We start from the raw sequence: 20,821 nt of genomic DNA on the forward strand, positions 1-20,821 counted from the left end.
CATCGGCCCGCGGGGTCGGGCACCTGGTCGGCGCGCAGTCGCTCCGTGCCCCGCTGGCCGGGGCAGAGAGCGACTGCCCTCGAAAGGGAACCCGTCGAGGAGAGATCGGCGGCCGGCAGCGGCGGCCTGCGGGACCACCGGTCGCGGAGCCGGCTCACGCCGGGGGCGCCCACTGGCCGCGCTTCTCGAGCAGCCCGCGCAGCATCGCCGGCCGGTCGGTCATGATGCCGTCCACCCCGAGGTCCAGCATCGCCTCGGCCTCGACCGGGTCGTCGACGGTCCACACGTGCACCTGCAGCCCACGCGCGTGCGCCGCCGCGAGGAAGCGCTCGTCGACCAGCGCGCGCCCGCCGAGCTGCAGGGGCACCTGCGCGCAGCCGGCCGAGATCCGCACCAGGCCTGCGGCGCGGGGGGAGTAGGACGACAACCGCAGCGCCGCGACACCGCGGGGGCCCAGCGAGGTGCAGACCGCCGGGCCGAACAGCCGCCGGGCGGCCGCGATGCGGGCGTCGGAGAACGAGCCCAGGCAGATGCGGTCGAGGACCTGCATGCGCCGCACGAGCCGCACGAGCGGGGCCAGCACCCCGGCGGCCTTGATGTCGAGGTTGAACCGGACGTCGGGCCACGCCCCGAGCAGGTCCTCCAGGCGGACGATGGGCTCGCGGCCGCCGATCCGGGCCTCGGAGACCTGCGCCCACGCGAGGGCGTCGAGCCGGCCGCTCTGGCCGGTGACCCGTTCCAGGGTGGGGTCGTGGAAGGCGACGAGGACGCCGTCGGCCGTCACCTGCACGTCGGTCTCCAGGTAGCGGTACCCCAGCTCCACGCAGGCCTCGAAGGCCGGCATGGTGTTCTCCAGGTGCTCGATCGCCCCGCCGCGGTGGGCCATGGCCAACGGTGTCGGCGCATCCAGGAAGGCGAAGCGCGCGGCGGGCACGCGTCCACGCTAGTAGGAGCCTCCCGGCGCCCCGCGAGGCCCTGCCGGCGCAACCGCGCCCGACCGGGTGCCCCCGACGCCCCGCCCTGTGCGGCAACTCACGTGGGCAGAGATGTGGGACTTCCGCACCGCGTCGACGCTCGAACCAGCCTTCTGACCTGCGCGCCCCCTCGCGAGACGAGTGTGGTCGGAGCGGGCCGCCCGGCACGGTCGAGCATCCGATGATGTGCGATGACGCCCACTTCCGAGCGGTCAGAAGCGGACTGTCAGCGCACATCGTCGGCCGGTGACGGGGGCTCGCGCCGACTGACCAGCAGACCCATCTCACCGACATCGTCAGGAGGGCCTGTGCGTCAGGGTCTCGACCCAGTGGTCATGTCCCACAGGACCGCCCAGGTGTTGCCGTACTGGGCTATCCGGCCGGCCTGCTTCCGCGTGGCGTCCTGGCGTGTCTTCTCCTGAGACTGTCGGCGGGGACGTCTACCGTGCGCAGGCGTGGCACAGCAGCACGCGTCCGGCAGCACGGCGTCCCTCCCCGTCGCGCCGCTCCCCAGCCGGGGGAGCGGTGAGGAGCGGCGGTGCGGCTGGTGCCGCCGGGTCCTCCCTCAGCAGGGTTCGGTCGGCCGGCCGCGGCTGTACTGCGGCCAGGCCTGCCGCCAGCGCGCCTACGAGCAGCGCTCCGCGACGGCGAAGGCCGGGCTGCCCGGCGACGTGGTGCTCGTCTCCCGGGCCGAGCTGGACGGCCTGCAGGACCGGCTCTACCAGTTGCGCTGCGCCCTCGAGGACGTGCAGACGCTGCTGCAGGAACGGCCGACCAAGGCCGAGCTGGAGCGTTCGCTGGCCGACCTCGTCCGCTCGACGGGCCGGCTGGATCGGCTCTGGGTCAACGAACGCTCCAGCTGACGGATCCGGCTCAGTCCGGCTCCTGCGTGTCCTCGTCGGTGTTCTGGTCGACCTCCGGGTCGCTGGTGTCCGGAAAGTTCTCGCGGTCGGCCTCCTCCGGGCTCAACGTGTCGACGACCTCGTCGGTGCTGCCGTCGTTCTGATCGTCCCCGGCCGCCTGGCAGCCGGTCATCGTGGCGCCTCCGCCGAACAGCGCCAGCGAGGTCAGCAGAGCGGCGAGCGGTCGTCGGGTTCTCATGGGACGAGCCTACGAAGGCACCCAGGCAGCCGCCCGTCGAACGACCCCACACCACCGTCGTTCCGTCACGGTGACGCAATGACGGTGGTGTGGGCGGATGGGGGGAGCGGCGACCGGAACGGCTCCCAGGGCCTGGTGCACGCCGCGACGAGGGGCGCGAGCCGTCACGGGCGACCGGCGAGGCTCGATATCAAGATCAACTCATGCGGGAGTCGGCGACCGGTCGAGACCGATCGACGTCCCGTGGACCCGCACCGGCCCGGCGGCTACCGGCGTCGTTGTCACGGCCCGTCCGGCACACCGCCGCGACGAAGACCGGCGCCGCACGATGGCACCGGACACGGAGGGGGCCGCGACAACGCCACGACCAGCACGCGCGCTGACCGGGGCGGTCCGGGGTGATGCGAACCGGCTGCGAACCCCTTCCGGGAACCCCATCCGTAGCGCCGATAATCGACGTTATGTCAACTAATGGCTGACGAGCGCCTCCTACCCGAGCACCCGGATGCCGTAGTCGACGAAGCGTCGATCCGCCGACACGAGGACGAGCTCTCGCGCGGTGAACCCGCGCCCCCGCCATGCCCCAGGGGTCCGGCGCTCGGTTCGCCTGAGGGCCGGCACCAATCGGGCGACCGGCTTGCCGGCGCGAGCGATGACGACGTCCTCCCCCGCCTCGACCGCTTCCAGCAGCCGGGACAGGTGCGTCTTCGCTTCATGCACGTTCACGGTCCTCGTCACGAGTTGAGCATCCTGGCCAAGTCGGACTAAGGCGAGGATGGCGCCCGGGCGCGCGGCCACACCGGCCCACTCGCGAGCGTTGCCTCCTAGGAAACTCTGTCCTACTGTTTCCAGCATGGAAACGCCAAGCGATCGGACGCCGTCTCCCCAGGAGGCCCGGGACGCTCTCGCCCAGCTCGCGAGGGACGAGGACGCCGTCCGGTACCCGCCGATCCCGCGGTGGTTCTTCCTCGTGGGAGCCGCCGTCGTCGCGGGGGTCACCCTCGCGCAACTGCTGCCTCCGAGGACCGCCGGCATCGTGGTGCTCCCGCTGGTGGTGCTCATGGCCCTGCTCGCCCACCGCTACTGGTTCAACGCCGACGGCGTCTCCGGCGCCTCGGTGAAGGTGGGCGACATGGCCGCGTACCTGACCGTCATCCTGGGGACCTTTGGGATCGGCTGGCTGGTCGAGGCCACCACCGACGCCTGGTGGATCTGGTTCCCGTGCGCGGCGGTCACCGCGACCACCGTGCTCGTCACCGGCGAGCGCTACGTTCGCGAGTTCGGGCATGCCCGCTGACGCCCCCGCCTTCGACGAGGTCATCCACGCCCCTCACCGGCTGCGCATCTGCGCGATGCTCAGCGCCGCCCAGAAGGTCGAGTTCGGTGCACTGCAGGAGAAGCTCGGCCTCTCGAAGTCAGCGCTCAGCAAGCAGCTGTCCCAGCTCGTCGACGCCGGTTACGTCACACAGGAAAAGGGCGTCCGCGATGCCCGCAGCCGGCTCTGGCTCGCCCTGACCGCCGAGGGAAAGCATGCCTACCGTGGCCACGTGCGCGCGCTGCAGGAGATCGTCGCCGCCGACGGTGCCTGACCTCAGGAGGCACGGTCGGTCACGGCCAACCCGAGCCAGCCGGCGAGGGCCTCGATCTCGGCACGGACCTCGTCCCTGGCCGAAGCGGTGAGCGGGACGTCCTCGTGGAGCTCGTTCACCACGAACCGCCCGGCCGACCGGTCAGCGACCGCGTCCAGTTTCCCGACGAGCTTGTCGTGGTGCAGCACCGGGAGTGCGAAGTAGCCCCAGCGTCGGCGGGCCTTCGGCTTGTACATCTCCAGCACGTACTCGAAGCCGAAGATCTCCTGTGTGCGCACGCGGTCGTGCACGAGGCGGTCGAACGGGGAGAGCAACGCGGTTCTGCCCAGGAACGGGCGGCCGAGGGCGTTGGGGTCGACCCGCCACGTGCCCGGGACCCCCTCGACCACCGCCGGCTCCCCCGTGTCCCCCACGTCCACCGGCTCGCCCGGCACCGAGGCGCCCTTCTCGCGCGCGATGCCCAGTGCCCGCAGGCGCCGCTCGGCGCGGATGCGCCGGGCCTCGTCCTCCGGGACGACCGGCATCCCGGGCGGGTAGACCCGGTCTGCGACGTCCCACAGGCGCTGCCGACCGCGCCGCCCCGCGATCGCGACCTCGCCGCGCATCATGAGGAACTCGAGCATCTGAGTGACATTGCGGTCGTCGGTCCAGCCCGTGGAGGCCCACGGCACCGAGCTCGTGTCGGGGATCTCGCGGGAGAGCAGCGGCCCCGACGAGCGCAGTCGCTCGACGACGTCGCGCCGGAACGACTCGTTGGCCCGGAGCCACTCACGCGGCGCCTCCCGACTGGGCCAGCGGGCCATGCCCGCCAGCAACAGCGCGATGTCCTCCATCGGCCGGACCAGCGCGTTGTGCTCCACCAGGCTGCGGTCCTCGAGTGCCCGGGTCAGCTGCTCCGGGTGGTAGCTGCTCCCGAGCCGGCTCCAGGCCACCAGGTCGGCGCTGGGTGCGACGGCCGCTGTGGGGTCGACCTGGAGGAGCATCAGGTGCCGGACGGTCGCCAGCAGGTTCTCCGGGCGGTGGCGGCCCAGCCATTGGGCGCGCACGGCGATCGCCCGCGCTTCGTCCCGGTCCAGCCTGTGCGCCGACATCTGCCGAACCGTAGCGGCGGCGGCATGCGCGCGGGGGCGATGATCGGACCATGCACCGCACCTGGACCCACGTCGGCCGCTGCTGGACCAACGGCGAACCGTTCCTCGCCCTGGACGGCGATCTGCTCCCGGCCTGGCGGGGCATGAGCGAGCAGGCGTACGAGGCCCTGGTCCCCCAGCTGGGCTACCAGCTGACCGGCATCCCGCTGGACGGTGGCACCGCGGCGCTGGTGCTCACCGACCCCGAGGTCGGCGACGAGGGCTGGCTGGAGGTCTTCCGCGCCGACGACGGCGGCATCGCCGTCGTCCAGGCGGCCGCCGACGACTACCGGACCGCCCTCGACACCGCGCTCGCGTTCCCCGCGACCGACGACCAGACCGGCGACGTCGTCGCCGTGCCCAGCGGCCGGTTCGCGTTCATCAGCGCGGCGCTCGACGGCACCGGGGAGGACGGCGCCTTCCTGCTGCCCGAGTCGCCCGGCCCGACGCCGCACTCCGCCGCCCTCGAGGACGACACGGCCACCGACGCGAGCCCGCTGCTCGTCGTCGCCCCCGGGGCCTTCCGCCTGTCGGTGCTGTGGCGCACGGAGCTGCACGAGGAGGCGGCGTTCGCCCGCTGGCTGTTCACCCCCGAGGGGTGACCGCTCAGTTCCCCGGGCGCGGGCCGTCCACCCTGCACCGGGCCGGGTGCTGCTGAGCATCGAGGTGCCCGACGTCGACGTGGTCCTCCCCCGCGTCGCCACGCTCGGCGGTGCGGCCCCGCACGGGTCGAACGACATGCCGTGGGGCCAGCGCGTCGTGCACGTCACCGGTCCCGACGGCAACGCCGTGAACCTGACGCAGCAGCTGTGACGCAGCGGGTTCCCCAGCGCCCGGCACGGGGTAGGCGTCCGCGGACCGTGCACCCGAGCCGCTGGAGGACTCCGTGACCGAGGCCCGTCCCGACACCGACGAGCAGCGCGAACCAGGTGGCACCCCCTCCCCCGGCCCCGCGAACCTGACCGACCGGCCGCTCACGCCGGGCACGGACGACGGCGGCGCCGCGCAGGCGATCCCCGGCGCCTACGAGGCCGACGACGCGGAGCAGGAGCGGGGCAAGGCGGTCAAACCGGGGAACTGACAGCTCAGCGGCTGGAGACGGCGACCCGCAGCCCCAGGACCACCAGCACCGTGCCGCTGGCCGCCTCCAACCGCCGCCGGACCCGGGGACGGCGGAACCACGTGCCCGCCCTGGCCACCGCGGCGGCCAGGCCGAGGTAGAGCCCGGTCTCCACCGTGACCTGCAGCAGCGCGAGCAAGGCCGTCGTCGCGAACACCGGGCCGTCGGCGGGCACGAACTGCGGGTAGAACGCCAGCATGAAGACGGCGGCCTTCGGGTTCGCCAGCTGCACGAGCAAGCCCTCGCCGAAGGCGGTCTACCAGCCCCGGCGGCCGGCCGCGCGCGCCGGCACCTCGGGTGGGAGCGCGCCCCTGTCCCGCCACGCCGCCCAGAGCGCCCGCCCACCCAGGTACAGCAGGACGGCAGCACCCACCACGCGCAGGACGAGGTAGGCCGCCTCCGACGCCGCCACCAACGCCGCCAGACCGGCACCTGCGGCCAGCGCCCAGACGTAGATCCCGAGCTCGAGCCCGAGGACGGTCGGCACGGAGGCGCGCCACCCGCGCAGAGCGGCTCGCCGGAAGACGAGCGCCATGGCGGGGCCGGGCGTGGCCGAGATCAGCAGCACCGCGAGCAGGAAGGCAGGCAGCGACACCAGCAGGTCCACGCCGCGATGGTGGCAGCGCGCCGGTCAGGACGTCGACGTGATTCTGCCGGGCACCCGGGTGGTGCGGTGGGTCAGCGGTCCCGCCAGCGCCGGCCCTGCAGCCACCACTGCCGCCTGCTCCCACCGGGGCGGTGCGCGTCGTCATGCCTCCAGGATCCTGCGGTGACGGCGCGTCCCCCGCGGCGGTGTGAGCCCTGCCTCGGCCGACACCCCGGCCGCTCCCCGTTGCTACCAGGTCCATGCGGTTGACTGCCGGGCGTGGAGGTCCTCGGCCGCTTCTGGGCCCGCGTGACGGCGACGGTGCCGGACCTCCCGACGGCGGCGCTGCTCGGCACCGCCGCCGTCGCCGCGCTGGTGGTCCTCTCCCCCGCGCTGTGGCGGCCGGCCCGCAACGTGGTGACGATCGCCCACGAGGGCGCGCACGGACTCGTGGCGCTGGCGGCCGGGCGGCGGCTCTCCGGCATCCGGCTGCACTCGGACACCTCCGGCCTGACCGTCTCCGCCGGACGCCCGACGGGGCTCGGCATGGTGCTCACGTGCGGTGCGGGCTACACCGGTCCCGCGCTCTTCGGGCTCGGCGCAGCCGCCCTGCTCGCCGCCGGGCACGCCGTCGGGTTGCTCTGGGCGCTGCTGCTGCTCCTCGCGCTGCTGCTGGTGCAGATCCGCAACTGGTACGGGCTGTGGTCGGTGCTCGTCACCGGCGCCGTCGTCTTCGCCGCGACCTGGTGGCTCCCGCCGATCGGCCAGGCTGTCTTCGCCGCCGTCGCCACCTGGTTCCTGCTCCTGGCTGCGCCGCGCGCCGTGCTCGAGCTGCAGCGCGCCCGCCGGCGGCGGGGCGCCCGGGACTCCGACGCCGACCAACTGGCCCGGCTCACCCCGTTCCCCGCCCTGTTCTGGGTGGGCGCCTTCCTGGTCGTCGACGTCGGTGCCCTGGTTCTGGGGGCGACGTTCCTGTTCGACGCCACCATCGACTGAATCGCTTGGATGTTGGGGATAACGGTTATACGAAACGGCTGCTGCGCCGGGCGCGATGCGGCCGGACCCGTGGGCACGGTCGCGACCGCACAGGGTCGGGATCGCGGGGCTCGCCCACCGCCCGCCGGGGGTGGACGTGGCGTTCAGCCGCGGGAGCGCCGCCGCGGCTTCCGCCCGTGCGGCTGGTGCACCGGGGCGACGTCGGGGGGCGGCGGCAGCTCGAGCACCACGTCATCGTGGTCGATGCGCACCTGCCGGCCGTGGTGCCGGATGTCCAGCGGATCGCCGTCCACCAGGCGGTAGGTGGCCCGGTCCCGCTCCACGGTGACGGTGAGCTTGCGGCCGCGGTACACCACCCGGAAGCGCAGCCGGCTGATCCGTCGGGGCAGGCGCGGCGCGAAGGTGAGCTCACCGCCGTGGTCGCGCAGCCCGCCGAAGCCGGCGACTGCGACGGTCCACCCACCGGCCAGCGAGGCGATGTGCAGGCCGTGGCCGGAGTTGTGGTGCAGGTTCTGGATGTCCGTGAGCGCCGCCTCGGCCCAGTACTGGTGGGCGAGCTCGAGGTGACCGGTCTCGGCGGCGACGACCGCCTGCTGGATCGCCGAGAGCGAGGAGTCGCGGGTGGTGCGCTGCTCGTAGTAGGCGAAGTCGGCGATCTTCTCCTCGAGGGTGAACGCGTCACCCCGCAGGTGCAGGGCCATCACCAGGTCCGCCTGCTTGACCACCTGCTTCCGGTACAGGTCGAAGTAGGGGTAGTGCAGCAGCAGCGGGTAGCGCTCGTCGGGTGTCGCCGCGAAGTCCCAGTCCTCGTGGTGGGTGAAACCGTCGGACTGCATGTGCACCCCGTGCCGGGTGTCGTAGGGCACCGCCATCAGCGACGCCGCCCGCAGCCACTCCTCCACCTCCTCGTCGGTCACCGCGAGCCGCCCGGCCACCAGGGGCTGCCGGGCCACCGCGGCGGCGGCCTCGCGGAGGTTCCGCTGCGCCATGAGGTTCGTGTACACGTTGTTGTCCACCACGGCCGTGTACTCGTCCGGCCCGGTCACGCCGTCGATCCGGAAACCGTGCTCGGCGTCGAAGTGCCCCAGCGACGCCCACAACCGGGCGGTCTCGATCAGCAGCTCGGCCCCGTAGTCGCGGTCGAATGCGTCGTCCAGGGTGGCGTCGAAGTAGCGGACGACGGCGTCGGCGATGTCGGCGTTGATGTGGAAGGCCGCGGTGCCCGCCGGCCAGTAGCCCGAGGTCTCCTCCCCCCGGATCGTCCGCCAGGGGAACGCGGCCCCGCGCAGGCCGAGCACGTGGGCCCGCTCCCGGGCCAGTCCGAGCGTGGTGTGCCGCCAGATGAGCGCGTCCCGCGCGGCGTGCGGCGCGGTGTAGGTGAGCACCGGCAGCACGTAGGTCTCGGTGTCCCAGAAGGTGTGCCCGTCGTAGCCCGGGCCGGTCAGCCCCTTGGCCGGGATGGCCTGCCGCTCGGCGCGGAGCCCGGCCTGCAGGACGTGGAACAAGCCGACCCGGACGGCCTGCTGCAGCTCGTCGTCCCCCTGGATCTCGACGTCGGCCTCGTCCCAGTGCTGGGCCAGCAGCTCCCGCTGCTCCCGCAGCAGGCGCTCGAAGCCGGCGAGCTTGGCCGTCGCCAGCGCCGCCTCCACCTGGTCGCGGAGCGCCGGGCTGGAGCGCCGCGACGACCAGCCGTAGGCGAGGAACTTGATGATCTTCAATGACCCGCCGGGCGGGATGCGCGCTGCCAGGGTGTACCGGGCCAGGTCACCCGCGGCTTCGATGTCCTCGGTGGAGCTGTCGGGGATGTCGATGACGTGGTCCATGCCGGCCGCCAGGCGCAGCCGGCTGCGCTTCGTGCGGTGCACCAGCACCGCGCGCCGGCCGCGACCGGCGGCGAGCTCGCACTCCAGCGGACGGGCCAGCGCGGCGGCGCCGCGCGGATCGCGGTCGCCGTCGGGAGCGCCGTCCTCGTTGGCCAGCAGGTCGGACTGGAGGGCGACGTAGAGGTCGCCGAGGTCGTCGGTGACCTCCACCTGGTACTCGATCGCGGCGATCGACCGCCGCGCCAGCGACACCAGGCGCGTGCTGGTCACCCGCACGGTCCGGCCGCTGGGCGAACGCCACTCGGTCGACCGGCGGAGGACGCCGGCGCGCAGGTCCAGGGAGCGCCGGTGGTCGATGATCTCGCCGTAGTTGAGGTCCAGCGGCGAATCCCGCACCAGGAGCCGGATCAGCTTGCCGTCGGTCACGTTGACGACGGTCTGCCCCATCTCGGGGAACCCGTAGCCGGCCTCGGCGTAGGGCAGCGGCCGCTCCTCGAAGAAGCCGTTGAGGTACGTGCCGGGGATGACGACCGGTTCGCCCTCCTCCAGCGAGCCGCGCATGCCCAGGTGCCCGTTGGCGAGGGCGAACACCGACTCGTGCACGCCGAGGCTGTCGTGGTCCAGCCCGACCTCGGTGAGCGCCCAGGGCTCGACCGGGAAGACCGCCCGCCCCTCCGTCACGACCGGTCCAGCAGCTCGGCCAGGTCGGTGACGACCACGTCGGCCCCGGCCTCCCGCAGACCGTCGGCGTGGCCGACGCGGTCCACGCCGACGACGAAGGCGAAGCCGCCCGCCCGGCCGGCGGACACCCCGGCCAGGGCGTCCTCGAACACCACGGCCTCCTGCGGCGTCACCCCGAGGGCGTGGGCCCCGGCGAGGAAGGTGTCGGGCGACGGCTTGCCGGCCAGCCCCTGCTGCCGGGCGACGACGCCGTCGACCCGCGTGTCGATCAGGTCGGCGAACCCGCCTGCGGCCACCACCTGCTCGCCGTTGGCCGAGGCGGTCACCACCGCGGTGGCGAACCCCGCCTCCTTCACCGCCCGCAGGTAGCGCACCGAGCCCTCGTACACCTCGACGCCGTGCTCGTCGAGCTCACGCTGGACCAGGTCGTTCTTGCGGGTGGCCACCCCCTGCACGGTCTCCGCGTCCGCCGGGTCGCCGTGCTCGCCCTCGGGCAGCACGATTCCCCGGCTGGCGAGGAAATCGCGCACGCCGTCGGCCCGCGGCTTGCCGTCGACGTGCCGGTTGTAGTCGTCCTGCGTGAACTCCGGGGCCGCGGGATCGCGTGCCCGCAGGAACGCGTCAAAGGTCCGCTTCCAGGCCGCCATGTGCACCGTGGCGGTGCGCGTGAGGACGCCGTCGAGGTCGAACAGGCAGGCCCGGACGCCATCGGGGAGGCCGACCGATCGGGAGGTGGACACGCCGCGACGCTACCGGCGCCGGGCATCCCGCACGCCTCGGGAGTGCGCCGGCGCCGGGTTCCGACGGGCGCCGCGCCGCCGCGCTGCCTAGGGTCCGACGGGGACGCTCCGGCGGCCCCGACCAGCCACGCCACGCCATCGAGGGAGAGGACCACCATGGCCGACCGGCCCACCCCGCCCAACCCCTACGACTTCCTGCCGCAGGTGCCGGGCTTCACCGTGACCAGCAGCGACGTCTCCGACGGGCAGCCGATGCCGATGCCGCACGTGAGCGGTGTCATGGGCGCGGGCGGCGAGGACCGCTCACCGCAGCTGTCCTGGTCCGGCTTCCCCGAGGGCACCCGCAGCTTCGCCGTGACCGTCTACGACCCGGACGCCCCGACCGCCAGCGGCTTCTGGCACTGGGCGGTGGCGAACATCCCGGCGTCGGTGACCGAGCTGCCCGGCGGTGCGGGTGACAAGGACGCCCCGCAGCTGCCCGAGGGCGCGGTGCAGCTGCGCAACGACGGCGGCTTCGCCGGGTTCGTCGGCGCCGCTCCCCCGCCGGGCCACGGCCCGCACCGCTACTTCGTGGTGGTGCACGCCGTCGACACCGACCGGCTCGACGTCGACGCCTCCACCACCCCCGCGGTGCTGGGCTTCAACCTGTTCTCGCACACCCTCGCCCGGGCCACGCTGGTGGCCACCTACGAGCAGCAGTAGCCGGCGCCACCGCTGCGCGGCCGTCCGGTTGCGCAGCGGTACGGCCACCCCGGTGTGCCGCGAGGACGCAGCGGCCGCGGTGAATCCTCGCCCGGACGGGGAATGAGTCGGGGCGTGTCCCATCCGGTTGCCCGACACCGATCCGGTGCTCTGGCGGTGTTGCTGATCACGGCCGTGCTCACGGTCGTGCAGCTGCTCGCCCTGGAGGCCTTCCGCCCCGGGCGTGCCGCGGCCGGCGGTGCACCGCCGGCCGCGCTCGTGGCCGACGCGGTGCAGGCGTACGGGTCGGCCGGCACGCTGGCGGTCGTCGTCGACCGCCGGCAGAGCCGCATCACCGAGGGCAGCGTCCGCGCCGCCGAGGCGCGTCTGCTGCGCAGGCTCGCGTACGGCTCCGACAACGGCCCGGTGGCCGACCGGCCCTTCCCGACCGCGTCCATGGTCAAGCTGTTCATGGCCGAGGACATCCTCACCCGGGCCCGCGCCGGCTCCATCGCCCTCACGGAGGGCGACCGCGACCTGCTGCGCGAGATGATCCGCCGCTCCGACGACCCGGCCGCGTCCACGCTGTGGGTGCGGTACGGCGGGGGGCAGATGGTGCGGGACGTGGCCGAGCGCTACGACCTGGCGGGCACCGGACCGCCGCCGGCGCGCATCCCCGGGCAGTGGGGTCAGGCTGTCACGACGGCCCACGACCTGGCCCGGTTCCTCGCCCGGCTACCCGTCGTCGCCCACCCGGAGGACGCGGCGACCCTGCTCGGCTGGATGCGTGAAGCGACCCCCGTGGCCGCCGACGGCTTCGTCCAGCAGTTCGGGCTCTTCGGCACGCTGCCGGCGGAGGCCGCGGTCAAGCAGGGGTGGATGTGCTGCGTCGACGGGCAGCGGCACCTGCACTCGGTCGCGGTGACCGGCGCCTCGGTGGTCGTGCTGCTCAGCGAGGTCCCGCGGTCGGTGGGCTACGACGCGGCCCGCGCGGCCCTCACGGCGGCGGGCGCCGCCGTGGCCGCCGGGACGACGGTCCCCCGCGACAGGTGAGGCGGCGGCCGGGTTCAGCCCTCCGGCAGCTCGGCGACGGCGGTGGTCGCGATCCAGGCGAAGCCGATGCGCTCGTACACCCGGGCCACGTCGTCGTCGCCCGCGGCCAGGAACACCAGGTCCGCGCTCTCCCGGGCGTGCGCGGTCAGCGCGGAGGCGAGGCCGGCTCCCAGCCCGCGACCGCGCAGCCGCGGCAGCGTCGCCACCCCGACGACCTCGCTGACCTCGGCGCCCTCGACGTCGACGGGCTGGTGCGAGCCGACCGCCACCGGCTTGCCGTGCTCCATCGCGACCATCATGACCGTGCGCCCCTCGGCGATCCGCTCCCGCAGGACCGCCGTGCGCCGCAGCGCCTCGGCCGACTGCTCCGGCGGCACCTCGAGCACGTCGTCGGCCCCGCCGGGATGGGCGAAGGCCAGCGCGGCCACGTGCTGGTAGTGCGGCAGCTCCGGGTCGTCGGCGCCGACGAGGAAGAGCCGGACCCCGGCCGGGAGGACGACGTCGACGGGATCGTCGTCGGCCACCAGCAGCGGCAGCTCCTCGACCGTCAGCCCGGCGGCGCGGACGGCGACCGCCACCTCGGGCGAGCACTCGGGGATCCACTCCAGCGCCGCCGGCAGACCGGCCGCCCTCTGCAGCGCGATCGCCGCGCGGACGTCGTCGGCGGTCACCCGCTCGCCGCCGCGCCGGGGCCGGGCCGGGTAGGGCCAGGCGGGATCGGCGATCGGGACGTCCAGCGCCCCGGCGACCTGGATCCGCGCATCCGGCTGCGGTGCGACGGCGAAGTAGCGCTCGATGCACTCGAGCAGCCCCGGGCGGGAAGGCACGGGAGAACACTAGACCGGCTGCGCCCCGGCGGGCCGCCGCCCGCCCGCGGCATCCCCGCCGGACACCCGCCCGGGTGACCCGCGCGCAGCCCTCCCCCGAGGTGGACGGCACCATGGGGCCCGTGACGGCTGGGACACGTGGCTCCATCTCGCCCTACGCGGTGTTCGACCGCGACTCGTGGCGGGCGCTCGCGGCCGGCTCGAGCCTGCCCCTCGACGCGGCGGAGCTGGAGGAGCTGGCCTCCCTCGGCGACCGCATCGACCTCGACGAGGTCGCCACCGTCTACCTGCCGCTGGCCCGCCTGCTGAGCCTGCACGTGACGGCCAGCCGCCGGCTGTGGGCCGCGCAGAGCGAGTTCCTCGGGGACACGACCGCCAAGGTGCCGTTCGTCATCGCCGTCGCCGGCAGCGTCGCCGTCGGCAAGAGCACCACGGCACGCCTGCTGCAGACGCTGCTCGCGGCCACCCCCGGGGTCCCGCGCGTCGACCTGGTGACCACCGACGGCTTCCTGCTGCCCAACGCCGTGCTGGAGGAGCGCGGCCTGCTGGGCCGCAAGGGCTTCCCGGAGAGCTACGACCGGCGGGCGCTGCTGCGCTTCCTGGCGGACGTGAAGTCCGGTCGCGAGGAGGTGTTCGCGCCGGTGTACGACCACCAGTCCTACGACATCGTGCCCGGCCGGGTGCAGGCGGTGGACCGGCCGGACATCCTCGTGCTCGAGGGGCTCAACGTGCTGCAGGCGGGCCGGCGCAGCGACGGCGCCGCCCCGGACATCTTCCTGTCGGACTTCTTCGACTTCTCGGTCTACGTCGACGCGGCGGAGGCCGACATCCAGCGCTGGTACGTCGAGCGGTTCCTGGCGCTGCGCCGCACGGCGTTCCAGGACACCACGGCGTACTTCCACCGCTTCGCCGCGCTGACCGACGACCAGGCCCGGGAGACCGCGCTGGACATCTGGTCGGCGGTGAACGGCCCGAACCTGCGGGACAACATCGCCCCCACCCGGTCGCGGGCCCGGCTGGTGCTGCAGAAATCCGCCGACCACTCGGTGCGAAGGGTCCTGCTCCGCAAGCTCTAGCCGGGCCGGACACGCCGAGGCCGACCTGCGCCGATGCCTGGCACCCCCGGCCGGCATGGCAGGACCTGCCGACTCCTCCGGGTGACTTGGTGACCCAGCTCACCCCTCGACGCTTCAGCCGGCGCGCACACTTGCCGAATCCAGTAGTCAGACGAGCACGGTACGTAACTCGAACCGGCCGTCGTGGATGACGAACGAAGAGGAACCGCCATGTGCCACCACGTATCGCCCTGCCCCGACGCCGCCAGCGAGGCGCGTGACCTCGCCGCCGTCGTCAGCAGCCACCCCGAGCAGGGCTGGCGCCTCCTCTGCAACGGCGTCGTCCTCTTCGACGACGACGGCGAACTGCTCCCCGACGGCCAGGCCGTCCCCGACCACCACGTCTGGCTGGCCCCCGAGCTCGTCGAGGCCTGACGGCTCAGCGGCCGGCGGCGTCCCGGGCCACCTGCTCGAGCCGGTCCCGGTAGCCCGACCACCAGGCCGCGTCCACCTCCGGCAGGTTGCCGCCGCCCGACCGGAGGCCGGCCGCCCCGTCGACCATCTCCCGCACGACGTCGGCGTGGCCCGCGTGCCGGTGCGTCTCGGCGACGACGTGCACGAGGACCTGGTGCAGGGTCACCGCCCGCCGGTCGGGGTGCCACCAGGACACCTCCCCCGGCGCGTCGAGCGGGAGCTCCGCGACCGTCGCGTCGGTGACCGCCCACGCCCGGCGGTACAGCGCCAGCACGTCGTCCCGGGACTCCCCGGCCGTGGCCCACATGTCGGCGTTGGGCTCGAGGTCGTCGGCCAGCCACGGCTCCACCTCGGGGACCGGGCGGCCGAACGTCGGGCCGAAGTAACCCATCTCGACGTAGGACAGGTGCTTCACCAGCCCCAGCAGGTTGGTCCCGGTCGGCGTCATCGGCCGCCGGACGTCGTACCCGGTCAGGCCCTCGAGCTTCCAGAGCAGCGCCTCGCGGCCGGTCTGGAGGGCGTGCCGCAGCGAGGTCTTCGCATCCACGGCCGTCACCCTGCCACCGGGGGCCGACAGGGGCCCGTCCCGAGGCCCGCCGCGAGCCCGCGGGCCCCGGGAGGGGGGCCTCGGCTACGCCCGGGCGCCGACCACGTCGGCCGTGGTCCCGAGGTCGTCGGGGTGGCCCTGGCCGCGGCCGGGCACCGACCCGTCCTCCGCCGGCGGGTGCGCGCTGAAGTCGTGCTCCTCGAACGCCTCCGGCGAGGGGCACGAGCAGACGAGGTTCCGGTCGCCGTAGGCCTGGTCGATGCGCCGCACCGGGCTGAGGTAGCTGCGCCCCTGCAGGGCCCGCACCGGGTAGACCGCCTCCGTCCGCGGGTACGGCCGGTCCCACTCCCCCGCGAGCATGGCGAGGGTGTGCGGTGCGTTGCGCAGCGGGTTGTCGGTGCGGTCGTACTCCCCCGTCGCGACCTTCTCGATCTCGGCGCGGATGGTCACCATCGCCTCGACGAACCGGTCCAGCTCGGCCTTGTCCTCGCTCTCGGTCGGCTCGACCATGAGCGTCCCCGCCACCGGGAAACTCATCGTCGGGGCGTGGAAGCCGAAGTCGATGAGCCGCTTGGCGATGTCGTCGTTGGTGATGCCGGTGGCCCTGGTCAGCGGGCGGACGTCGAGGATGCACTCGTGGGCCACCAGGCCGGTCGCGCCGGTGTAGAGCACCGGGTAGTGGTCCTTCAGCCGGGCCGCCACGTAGTTGGCCGCGAGGATGGCGTGCTCGGTCGCCCGGAGCAGGCCGTCGGGACCCATGAGCCGCAGGTACGCCCAGCTGATCGGGAGGATCCCAGCCGAGCCGAAGGGCGCCGCCGATACGGCCGGTCCCTGCCCCCCGGTCTCGACCAGCGGGTGGCCGGGCAGGAACGGCACCAGGTGCTCGCGGACGCCGATCGGGCCCACGCCCGGGCCGCCGCCGCCGTGCGGGATGCAGAAGGTCTTGTGCAGGTTCAGGTGGCTGACGTCCGAGCCGAACCGGCCCGGCTTGGCCAGCCCCACCAGCGCGTTGAGGTTGGCGCCGTCGACGTACACCTGGCCGCCGGCATCGTGGACGGCCGCGCAGATCTCCTCGACGGCGACCTCGAAGACCCCGTGCGTCGACGGGTAGGTGAGCATGATCGCGGCCAGCCGGTCGGCGTGCTGGTCGACCTTGGCGTGCAGGTCGGCGACGTCGACGTTCCCGGCCTCGTCGCAGGCCACCACGACCACCCGCATGCCGGCCATGACAGCACTGGCCGCGTTGGTGCCGTGGGCGGAACTCGGGATCAGGCACACGTCGCGCTGCTCGTCCCCACGGGAGCGGTGATAGCCCCGGATCGCCAGCAGGCCGGCGAACTCGCCCTGCGACCCGGCGTTGGGCTGCACGCTCACCGCCGCATAGCCGGTGATCTCCGCCAGCCCCGCGCACAGCTCGTCGATCAGCCGCCGGTAGCCCCGGGCCTGCTCGGCCGGGGCGAAGGGGTGCAGGTGCGCGAACTCGGGCCAGGTGATCGCCGCCATCTCGGTGGCCGCGTTGAGCTTCATCGTGCAGGAGCCCAGCGGGATCATCGTGCGGTCCAGCGCCAGGTCCTTGTCGCTGAGCGAGCGCAGGTAGCGCAGCATCGCCGTCTCCGAGCGGTGCGCGGAGAAGACCGGGTGGGCGAGGAACGGCGTCCGGCGGCGGAGCCCGTCCGGGAGCGCGTCCGCGCCGGCGTCGTCGAGGGCCGCGTGGTCGACGGCCACCTCGAAGGACTCCGCGACCGCCCGCAGGACCGCCGGCGTCGTCGTCTCGTCGCAGGCGACGCCGACGGTGTCGGCGTCGACCAGGCGCAGGTTGATCCGCCGCTGCGCCGCCGCGGCCACGACCTCGCCGGCCCGCCCGGGCACCGACACGTGGAGGGTGTCGAAGAAGTGCTCGTGCACGATCTCCAGCCCGCCGGCGCGGAGCCAGCCGGCCAGCACCGTCGCACCGCGGTGCACGCGGGCCGCGATGGCGGTCAGCCCCTCCGGGCCGTGGTAGACGGCGTAGGCGCCGGCGATGACGGCGAGCAGCACCTGCGCGGTGCAGATGTTGCTGGTCGCCTTCTCGCGGCGGATGTGCTGCTCGCGGGTCTGCAGCGCCAGCCGGTAGGCGACGTCGCCGTCGGCGTCCACCGACACCCCGACCAGCCGGCCGGGGAGCTGACGGGCCAGCCCCTCCCGCACCGCGAGGTAGCCGGCGTGCGGGCCGCCGTAGCCCATGGGGACGCCGAAGCGCTGGGTGGTGCCGCAGGCGACGTCCGCGCCCCACTCCCCCGGCGCCTCCAGCAGGGTGAGCGCGAGCAGGTCGGCCGCGACGACCACGGCGGCCCCGGCCTCGTGCGCGGCGGCGGCGAGCGCGCGGTGGTCGCGGACCGCGCCGCTGGCGCCCGGGTAGGACAGCAGCACGCCGAACGCGCCGGCCTCCGGGAGGTCGGTGGGCCATCCGGCCGACAGGTCGGCGACGTGCAGCCGGATACCCAGGGGCTCGGCGCGGGTCTGCAGCACGTCCAGGGTCTGCGGCAGCGTGTCGGCGTCGACGACGAACACCGCGTCCGTCTTCGCGCGACCGGCCCGCCGCACCAGCGTCATCGCCTCGGCGGCCGCGGTCGCCTCGTCCAGCATCGAGGCGCCGGCGACCGGGAGGCCGGTGAGGTCGGCGACCGTCGTCTGGAAGTTGATCAGGGCCTCGAGCCGGCCCTGGCTGATCTCGGGCTGGTACGGCGTGTAGGCGGTGTACCAGGCGGGGTTCTCCAGGACCGTGCGCTGGATGACCGGCGGGGTCACCGTGCCGGAGTAGCCCAGGCCGATCATCGAGGTGAACACCTCGTTGGCCGCGGCGCGCTCGCGCAGCAGCGCGAGGACGGCGGCCTCGCTCTCCGCGGGCGGCAGCTCCAGCGGCGCCCGGTCGCGCACCCCCTCGGGGACGCAGGCGTCGACGAGCGACTCCAGCGACGGGTGCCCGACGACGGCGAGCATCGCCGCGGTGTCGTCCGGCCGGGGACCGATGTGCCGGCCGGCGAAGGAGCCGGCGGGGTCGAGGGCGTTCAGCGAGGGCAACGGCCCGGCGAACGGTGCGGTGGTCTTCCCGGTGGACGCGGCAGCGCGGTCGGTCACTGCTCGGACGGTACCAGCGACGGTCCCCGACGAGCGGGGGCCCGGAGTGCCCCCCGAGGAGGGACGGGACACACCGTGGCAGTGTCGGCCCGAGTGGGCCCCGGAGGGGTCCGGGCAGGGCCGACGCAGCGGCTCAACGCGTCAGGAGGACGGCACCTGGCCGCGGTGCAGTCCGGAGGACTGCAGATCAGGCGGTCTGCGCGCGGCGCCGGCGACGCATCGACAGCTCGTCGTCGGACGGGACGACCTGCCCGCCGTCGATCCGCTCCGCGGGCAGCTCCGCCAGCTCGCCGGAGAGCTCCCGCAGCGCGCCGGAGACGGCGATGCCGAAGACGCCCTGGCCACCGGCGAGCAGGTCGACGACCTCCTCGGCGGAGGTGCACTCGTACACGGTCGCGCCGTCGGAGAAGAGCGTGACGTTGGCCAGCTCCTTCACGCCGCGCTGGCGGAGGTGGTCGACGGCCTTGCGGATGTTCTGCAGCGAGACGCCGGTGTCCAGGAGCCGCTTGACGACCTTGAGCACGAGGATGTCGCGGAAGGAGTACAGCCGCTGGGTGCCCGAACCGGTGGCGCTGCGCACGGACGGCGAGACCAGGCCGGTGCGCGCCCAGTAGTCCAGCTGGCGGTAGGTGATGCCGGCAGCGGCGCAGGCGGTGGGGCCGCGGTAGCCGACGAGGTCGGTGTCCACCTCGTCGTACTGCGGCGCCCCGACGGCGGCGTCGCTGAACAGCTGACCTTGCGAGCCGTTGCCCTGGTCGCTCACGTCCAGCGTCCTCCTCAGTCCCGCCTCGGTTGCGGCAGGTAGACGGATCGGCACCCGTGGCCTCAGGTGTCACACCGTTGTCGTTCGCCGACGGTAAGCCGGGCTCGGAGGCCGGTCAACTGAGCGGGGCGGCGTGTCGCCACACCAGCCCCATTTCGGGTGACGGATGCGACGCGGCTGCCGATAGGTACCCGATGGGGCTCAGGCGGGGCCGCCCCCGGAGCCGGAACCGGCCCCGAAGTCCTCCGGCGAGATCTGGTCGAGGAACTCGCGGAACTTCTCCACCTCGTCCTCCTGCTCGTCGGGGATCTCGATGCCCACCTCGTCGAGCAGGTCGTCGGCGCCGAAGATCGGCGCCCCGGTGCGCACGGCCAGCGCCACCGCGTCCGAGGGCCGGGCGCTGACGATGCGGTCGTCGCCGAACACGAGCTCGGCGATGTAGATGCCGTCGCGCATCTCGGTGATGTTGACCGCCTCCAGCTCGGCGCCCAGGGTGCGCACCACCTCGCGGAGCAGGTCGTGGGTCATCGGGCGGGCCGGGCGCACGCCCTGCTGCTCGAACGCGATGGCGGCCGCCTCGACGGCGCCGATCCAGATCGGCAGGTAGCGCTCCCCCTGCGTCTCCTTCAGCAGAAGGATCGGCTGGTTGCCGGGCAGTTCGACGCGGACGCCGACGACTCGAAGCTCCTGCACGGTGCGGCTCCCTCGGCTGCGGCCCGGGGTTCGGGCGGGACGGTGTGGTCAGGCGGCCGGTGACTCGTCGACCCGCCGGGCGGGGCCGGACGGCGACGCGTCCACGGTACGCCCGCTCAGGGACGGAGGAGGTCCCGCAGGCGCGTCTCGAGCAGGGCGGTGTGCAGCTGCGCGGAGAGCGCCGCCAGCTCCTGCAGCTTCTCGGTGGCCCGCGTGCGCGCCTCCTCCGAGCGTGCCCGCAGCACCGGGGCGACGAGCTGCTCGACGAGCCCCGCCTCCCGCTCCACGGCGCTGCGGTAGACCCGCAGGTGCCGGGGCTCGATGCCGTGCCGGGCCAGGCCTGCGGCCGCCCGCCCGATGGGCAGGTCCTCCGCGGGGTGCCGCCCCTCGGCGTCGGTGGTCAGCAGCCCGAACTGCACGCAGTCGGCCAGCTGCCCGGGCTCCAGCCCGGCGGCCCGCGCGAACTGCTCCGCGGTCAGCGGGGCCGTCGCCCCCTCCTCGGTGGAGGCGGGGGGCAGCGGCGCGGAGCCGCTGCCGGTGCCAGGCAACGGCTCCCCGCGGTCGAGCGCGTCGAGGTGGTCCTTGATCACCCGCAGCGGCAGGTAGTGGTCCCGCTGGGCGGTGAGCACGTACCGCAGCCGGCTGACGTCGGCCCGCGAGAACTTCCGGTACCCCGACGGCGTGCGCTGCGGGTGCACCAGGTCCTCGGACTCGAGGTAGCGGATCTTGCTGATCGTCACGTCGGGGAAGTCGTCGCGCAGCACCGCCAGCACCTCGCCGATGGTCAGGCGCGGCGCGTGCTGGTCGCCGGCGTCCCCGAGCGCACCCTCGCGCTCGGGCACGGCGGTCACGCCCCTCTCTCCCCGGGACC

At 74.0% G+C, this 20,821-nt stretch carries 23 protein-coding genes and 1 pseudogene; 11 read left to right on the forward strand and 13 right to left on the reverse strand.

The genetic code is table 11. The annotated features are described in order from the left end of the window. Positions 1–154: 154 nt before the first annotated feature. Positions 155–934, reverse strand: a complete 780-nt coding sequence (locus QOZ88_RS11885; protein ID WP_305999973.1) for a glycerophosphodiester phosphodiesterase — start codon at positions 932–934, stop codon at positions 155–157. Between the two features lie 495 nt (positions 935–1,429). Between QOZ88_RS11885 and QOZ88_RS11890 the strand changes: the two genes are divergently transcribed. After that, positions 1,430–1,837, forward strand: coding sequence for a hypothetical protein (locus QOZ88_RS11890; RefSeq protein WP_305999974.1), 408 nt, complete (start codon positions 1,430–1,432; stop codon positions 1,835–1,837). Between the two features lie 10 nt (positions 1,838–1,847). Here the strand turns inward: QOZ88_RS11890 and QOZ88_RS11895 are convergent, their stop codons facing one another. Both QOZ88_RS11895 and QOZ88_RS11900 read right to left on the reverse strand, forming a co-directional pair. Beyond that, entirely contained in the window at positions 1,848–2,075 is a 228-nt protein-coding gene (locus QOZ88_RS11895) for a hypothetical protein (RefSeq protein WP_305999975.1), read from the reverse strand. Between the two features lie 489 nt (positions 2,076–2,564). Next, positions 2,565–2,813, reverse strand: coding sequence for a type II toxin-antitoxin system Phd/YefM family antitoxin (locus QOZ88_RS11900; RefSeq protein WP_305999976.1), 249 nt, complete (start codon positions 2,811–2,813; stop codon positions 2,565–2,567). Between the two features lie 115 nt (positions 2,814–2,928). On the opposite strand from QOZ88_RS11900, the gene QOZ88_RS11905 reads away from it, so the two are divergent. Together QOZ88_RS11905 and QOZ88_RS11910 are read left to right on the forward strand one after the other, a co-directional pair. Further along, positions 2,929–3,372, forward strand: a complete 444-nt coding sequence (locus tag QOZ88_RS11905) for a hypothetical protein (RefSeq protein WP_305999977.1) — start codon at positions 2,929–2,931, stop codon at positions 3,370–3,372. Next, positions 3,362–3,664, forward strand: coding sequence for a transcriptional regulator (locus QOZ88_RS11910; RefSeq protein WP_305999978.1), 303 nt, complete (start codon positions 3,362–3,364; stop codon positions 3,662–3,664). The genes QOZ88_RS11905 and QOZ88_RS11910 overlap by 11 nt, the downstream gene beginning before the upstream one ends. Positions 3,665–3,666: 2 nt before the next feature. Here the strand turns inward: QOZ88_RS11910 and QOZ88_RS11915 are convergent, their stop codons facing one another. Next, a complete protein-coding gene (locus QOZ88_RS11915; RefSeq protein WP_305999979.1) occupies positions 3,667–4,755 on the reverse strand; it encodes a DNA glycosylase AlkZ-like family protein in 1,089 nt (362 codons plus the stop codon). A gap of 50 nt (positions 4,756–4,805) precedes the next feature. On the opposite strand from QOZ88_RS11915, the gene QOZ88_RS11920 reads away from it, so the two are divergent. The 3 genes from QOZ88_RS11920 to QOZ88_RS11930 all read left to right on the forward strand — a co-directional run bounded on the left by QOZ88_RS11920 (position 4,806) and on the right by QOZ88_RS11930 (position 5,875). Then, positions 4,806–5,396: a hypothetical protein gene (locus tag QOZ88_RS11920; protein WP_305999980.1), complete on the forward strand. Its 591-nt coding sequence runs from the start codon at positions 4,806–4,808 to the stop codon at positions 5,394–5,396. A gap of 46 nt (positions 5,397–5,442) precedes the next feature. Then, on the forward strand, positions 5,443–5,607 hold the full coding sequence (locus QOZ88_RS11925; RefSeq protein WP_305999981.1) for a VOC family protein: 165 nt from the start codon (positions 5,443–5,445) through the stop codon (positions 5,605–5,607). 73 nt (positions 5,608–5,680) lie between these two features. Beyond that, complete coding sequence (locus QOZ88_RS11930; protein WP_305999982.1) at positions 5,681–5,875, forward strand: hypothetical protein; 195 nt, start codon at positions 5,681–5,683, stop codon at positions 5,873–5,875. Between the two features lie 4 nt (positions 5,876–5,879). Here QOZ88_RS11930 and QOZ88_RS11935 read toward each other — a convergent pair. Continuing rightward, positions 5,880–6,521 (reverse strand): annotated as a pseudogene (locus QOZ88_RS11935) (LysE family translocator). Positions 6,522–6,779: 258 nt separating this feature from the next. Here QOZ88_RS11935 and QOZ88_RS11940 point away from each other — a divergent pair. Beyond that, positions 6,780–7,496 (forward strand): M50 family metallopeptidase, encoded by a 717-nt coding sequence (locus QOZ88_RS11940; RefSeq protein WP_305999983.1) that lies wholly within the window; start codon positions 6,780–6,782, stop codon positions 7,494–7,496. Positions 7,497–7,639: 143 nt separating this feature from the next. Here QOZ88_RS11940 and QOZ88_RS11945 read toward each other — a convergent pair whose 3' ends face one another. Together QOZ88_RS11945 and QOZ88_RS11950 are read right to left on the reverse strand one after the other, a co-directional pair. Beyond that, the gene (locus QOZ88_RS11945) at positions 7,640–10,000 is read right to left on the reverse strand and encodes a glycoside hydrolase family 65 protein (protein ID WP_305999984.1); all 2,361 of its coding nucleotides are present in this window, start codon (positions 9,998–10,000) and stop codon (positions 7,640–7,642) included. Then, positions 9,997–10,740 carry an HAD family hydrolase gene (locus QOZ88_RS11950; RefSeq protein ID WP_305999985.1) on the reverse strand — a complete coding sequence of 248 codons (744 nt, stop codon included), beginning with the start codon at positions 10,738–10,740 and terminating at the stop codon, positions 9,997–9,999. The genes QOZ88_RS11945 and QOZ88_RS11950 overlap by 4 nt, the downstream gene beginning before the upstream one ends. Positions 10,741–10,896: 156 nt before the next feature. On the opposite strand from QOZ88_RS11950, the gene QOZ88_RS11955 reads away from it, so the two are divergent. After that, a complete protein-coding gene (locus QOZ88_RS11955; protein WP_305999986.1) occupies positions 10,897–11,442 on the forward strand; it encodes a YbhB/YbcL family Raf kinase inhibitor-like protein in 546 nt (181 codons plus the stop codon). A 156-nt stretch (positions 11,443–11,598) separates the two neighbouring features. Next, complete coding sequence (locus tag QOZ88_RS11960) at positions 11,599–12,474, forward strand: serine hydrolase (RefSeq protein WP_305999987.1); 876 nt, start codon at positions 11,599–11,601, stop codon at positions 12,472–12,474. 14 nt (positions 12,475–12,488) lie between these two features. On the opposite strand, the gene QOZ88_RS11965 is transcribed toward QOZ88_RS11960, so the two are convergent. After that, the gene (locus tag QOZ88_RS11965; RefSeq protein ID WP_305999988.1) at positions 12,489–13,301 is read right to left on the reverse strand and encodes a GNAT family N-acetyltransferase; all 813 of its coding nucleotides are present in this window, start codon (positions 13,299–13,301) and stop codon (positions 12,489–12,491) included. 113 nt (positions 13,302–13,414) lie between these two features. Between QOZ88_RS11965 and coaA the strand changes: the two genes are divergently transcribed. Both coaA and QOZ88_RS11975 read left to right on the forward strand, forming a co-directional pair. Beyond that, positions 13,415–14,377: a type I pantothenate kinase gene (gene coaA, locus QOZ88_RS11970; RefSeq protein WP_306000052.1), complete on the forward strand. Its 963-nt coding sequence runs from the start codon at positions 13,415–13,417 to the stop codon at positions 14,375–14,377. A 210-nt stretch (positions 14,378–14,587) separates the two neighbouring features. Next, positions 14,588–14,791, forward strand: coding sequence for a DUF5999 family protein (locus QOZ88_RS11975; RefSeq protein WP_305999989.1), 204 nt, complete (start codon positions 14,588–14,590; stop codon positions 14,789–14,791). A gap of 4 nt (positions 14,792–14,795) precedes the next feature. On the opposite strand, the gene QOZ88_RS11980 is transcribed toward QOZ88_RS11975, so the two are convergent. From QOZ88_RS11980 to ftsR, 5 genes are all read right to left on the reverse strand, one after another. Then, positions 14,796–15,377 (reverse strand): DinB family protein, encoded by a 582-nt coding sequence (locus QOZ88_RS11980; protein WP_305999990.1) that lies wholly within the window; start codon positions 15,375–15,377, stop codon positions 14,796–14,798. 84 nt (positions 15,378–15,461) lie between these two features. Next, positions 15,462–18,494 (reverse strand): aminomethyl-transferring glycine dehydrogenase, encoded by a 3,033-nt coding sequence (gene gcvP / locus QOZ88_RS11985; RefSeq protein ID WP_305999991.1) that lies wholly within the window; start codon positions 18,492–18,494, stop codon positions 15,462–15,464. 187 nt (positions 18,495–18,681) lie between these two features. Beyond that, entirely contained in the window at positions 18,682–19,257 is a 576-nt protein-coding gene (locus QOZ88_RS11990) for a MerR family transcriptional regulator (RefSeq protein WP_091932649.1), read from the reverse strand. 201 nt (positions 19,258–19,458) lie between these two features. Further along, the gene (locus tag QOZ88_RS11995) at positions 19,459–19,950 is read right to left on the reverse strand and encodes a bifunctional nuclease family protein (RefSeq protein ID WP_305999992.1); all 492 of its coding nucleotides are present in this window, start codon (positions 19,948–19,950) and stop codon (positions 19,459–19,461) included. 116 nt (positions 19,951–20,066) lie between these two features. After that, on the reverse strand, positions 20,067–20,801 hold the full coding sequence (ftsR, locus tag QOZ88_RS12000) for a transcriptional regulator FtsR (protein WP_305999993.1): 735 nt from the start codon (positions 20,799–20,801) through the stop codon (positions 20,067–20,069). Positions 20,802–20,821 lie beyond the last annotated feature (20 nt).

Origin of the sequence: Blastococcus carthaginiensis, assembly GCF_030731085.1 — a bacterium.
Taxonomy (GTDB): domain Bacteria; phylum Actinomycetota; class Actinomycetes; order Mycobacteriales; family Geodermatophilaceae; genus Blastococcus; species Blastococcus carthaginiensis.

What these genes read in the sequence shown, in the direction of transcription:
- QOZ88_RS11975 (WP_305999989.1), top strand. Translation starts at nt 14,588, where the DNA reads ATGTGCCACCACGTATCGCCCTGCCCCGACGCCGCCAGCGAGGCGCGT.
- QOZ88_RS11905 (WP_305999977.1), top strand. Translation starts at nt 2,929, where the DNA reads ATGGAAACGCCAAGCGATCGGACGCCGTCTCCCCAGGAGGCCCGGGAC.
- QOZ88_RS11910 (WP_305999978.1), top strand. Translation starts at nt 3,362, where the DNA reads ATGCCCGCTGACGCCCCCGCCTTCGACGAGGTCATCCACGCCCCTCAC.
- QOZ88_RS11955 (WP_305999986.1), top strand. Translation starts at nt 10,897, where the DNA reads ATGGCCGACCGGCCCACCCCGCCCAACCCCTACGACTTCCTGCCGCAG.
- QOZ88_RS11915 (WP_305999979.1), bottom strand. Translation starts at nt 4,755, where the DNA reads ATGTCGGCGCACAGGCTGGACCGGGACGAAGCGCGGGCGATCGCCGTG.
- QOZ88_RS11895 (WP_305999975.1), bottom strand. Translation starts at nt 2,075, where the DNA reads ATGAGAACCCGACGACCGCTCGCCGCTCTGCTGACCTCGCTGGCGCTG.
- coaA (WP_306000052.1), top strand. Translation starts at nt 13,415, where the DNA reads ATGGGGCCCGTGACGGCTGGGACACGTGGCTCCATCTCGCCCTACGCG.
- QOZ88_RS11920 (WP_305999980.1), top strand. Translation starts at nt 4,806, where the DNA reads ATGCACCGCACCTGGACCCACGTCGGCCGCTGCTGGACCAACGGCGAA.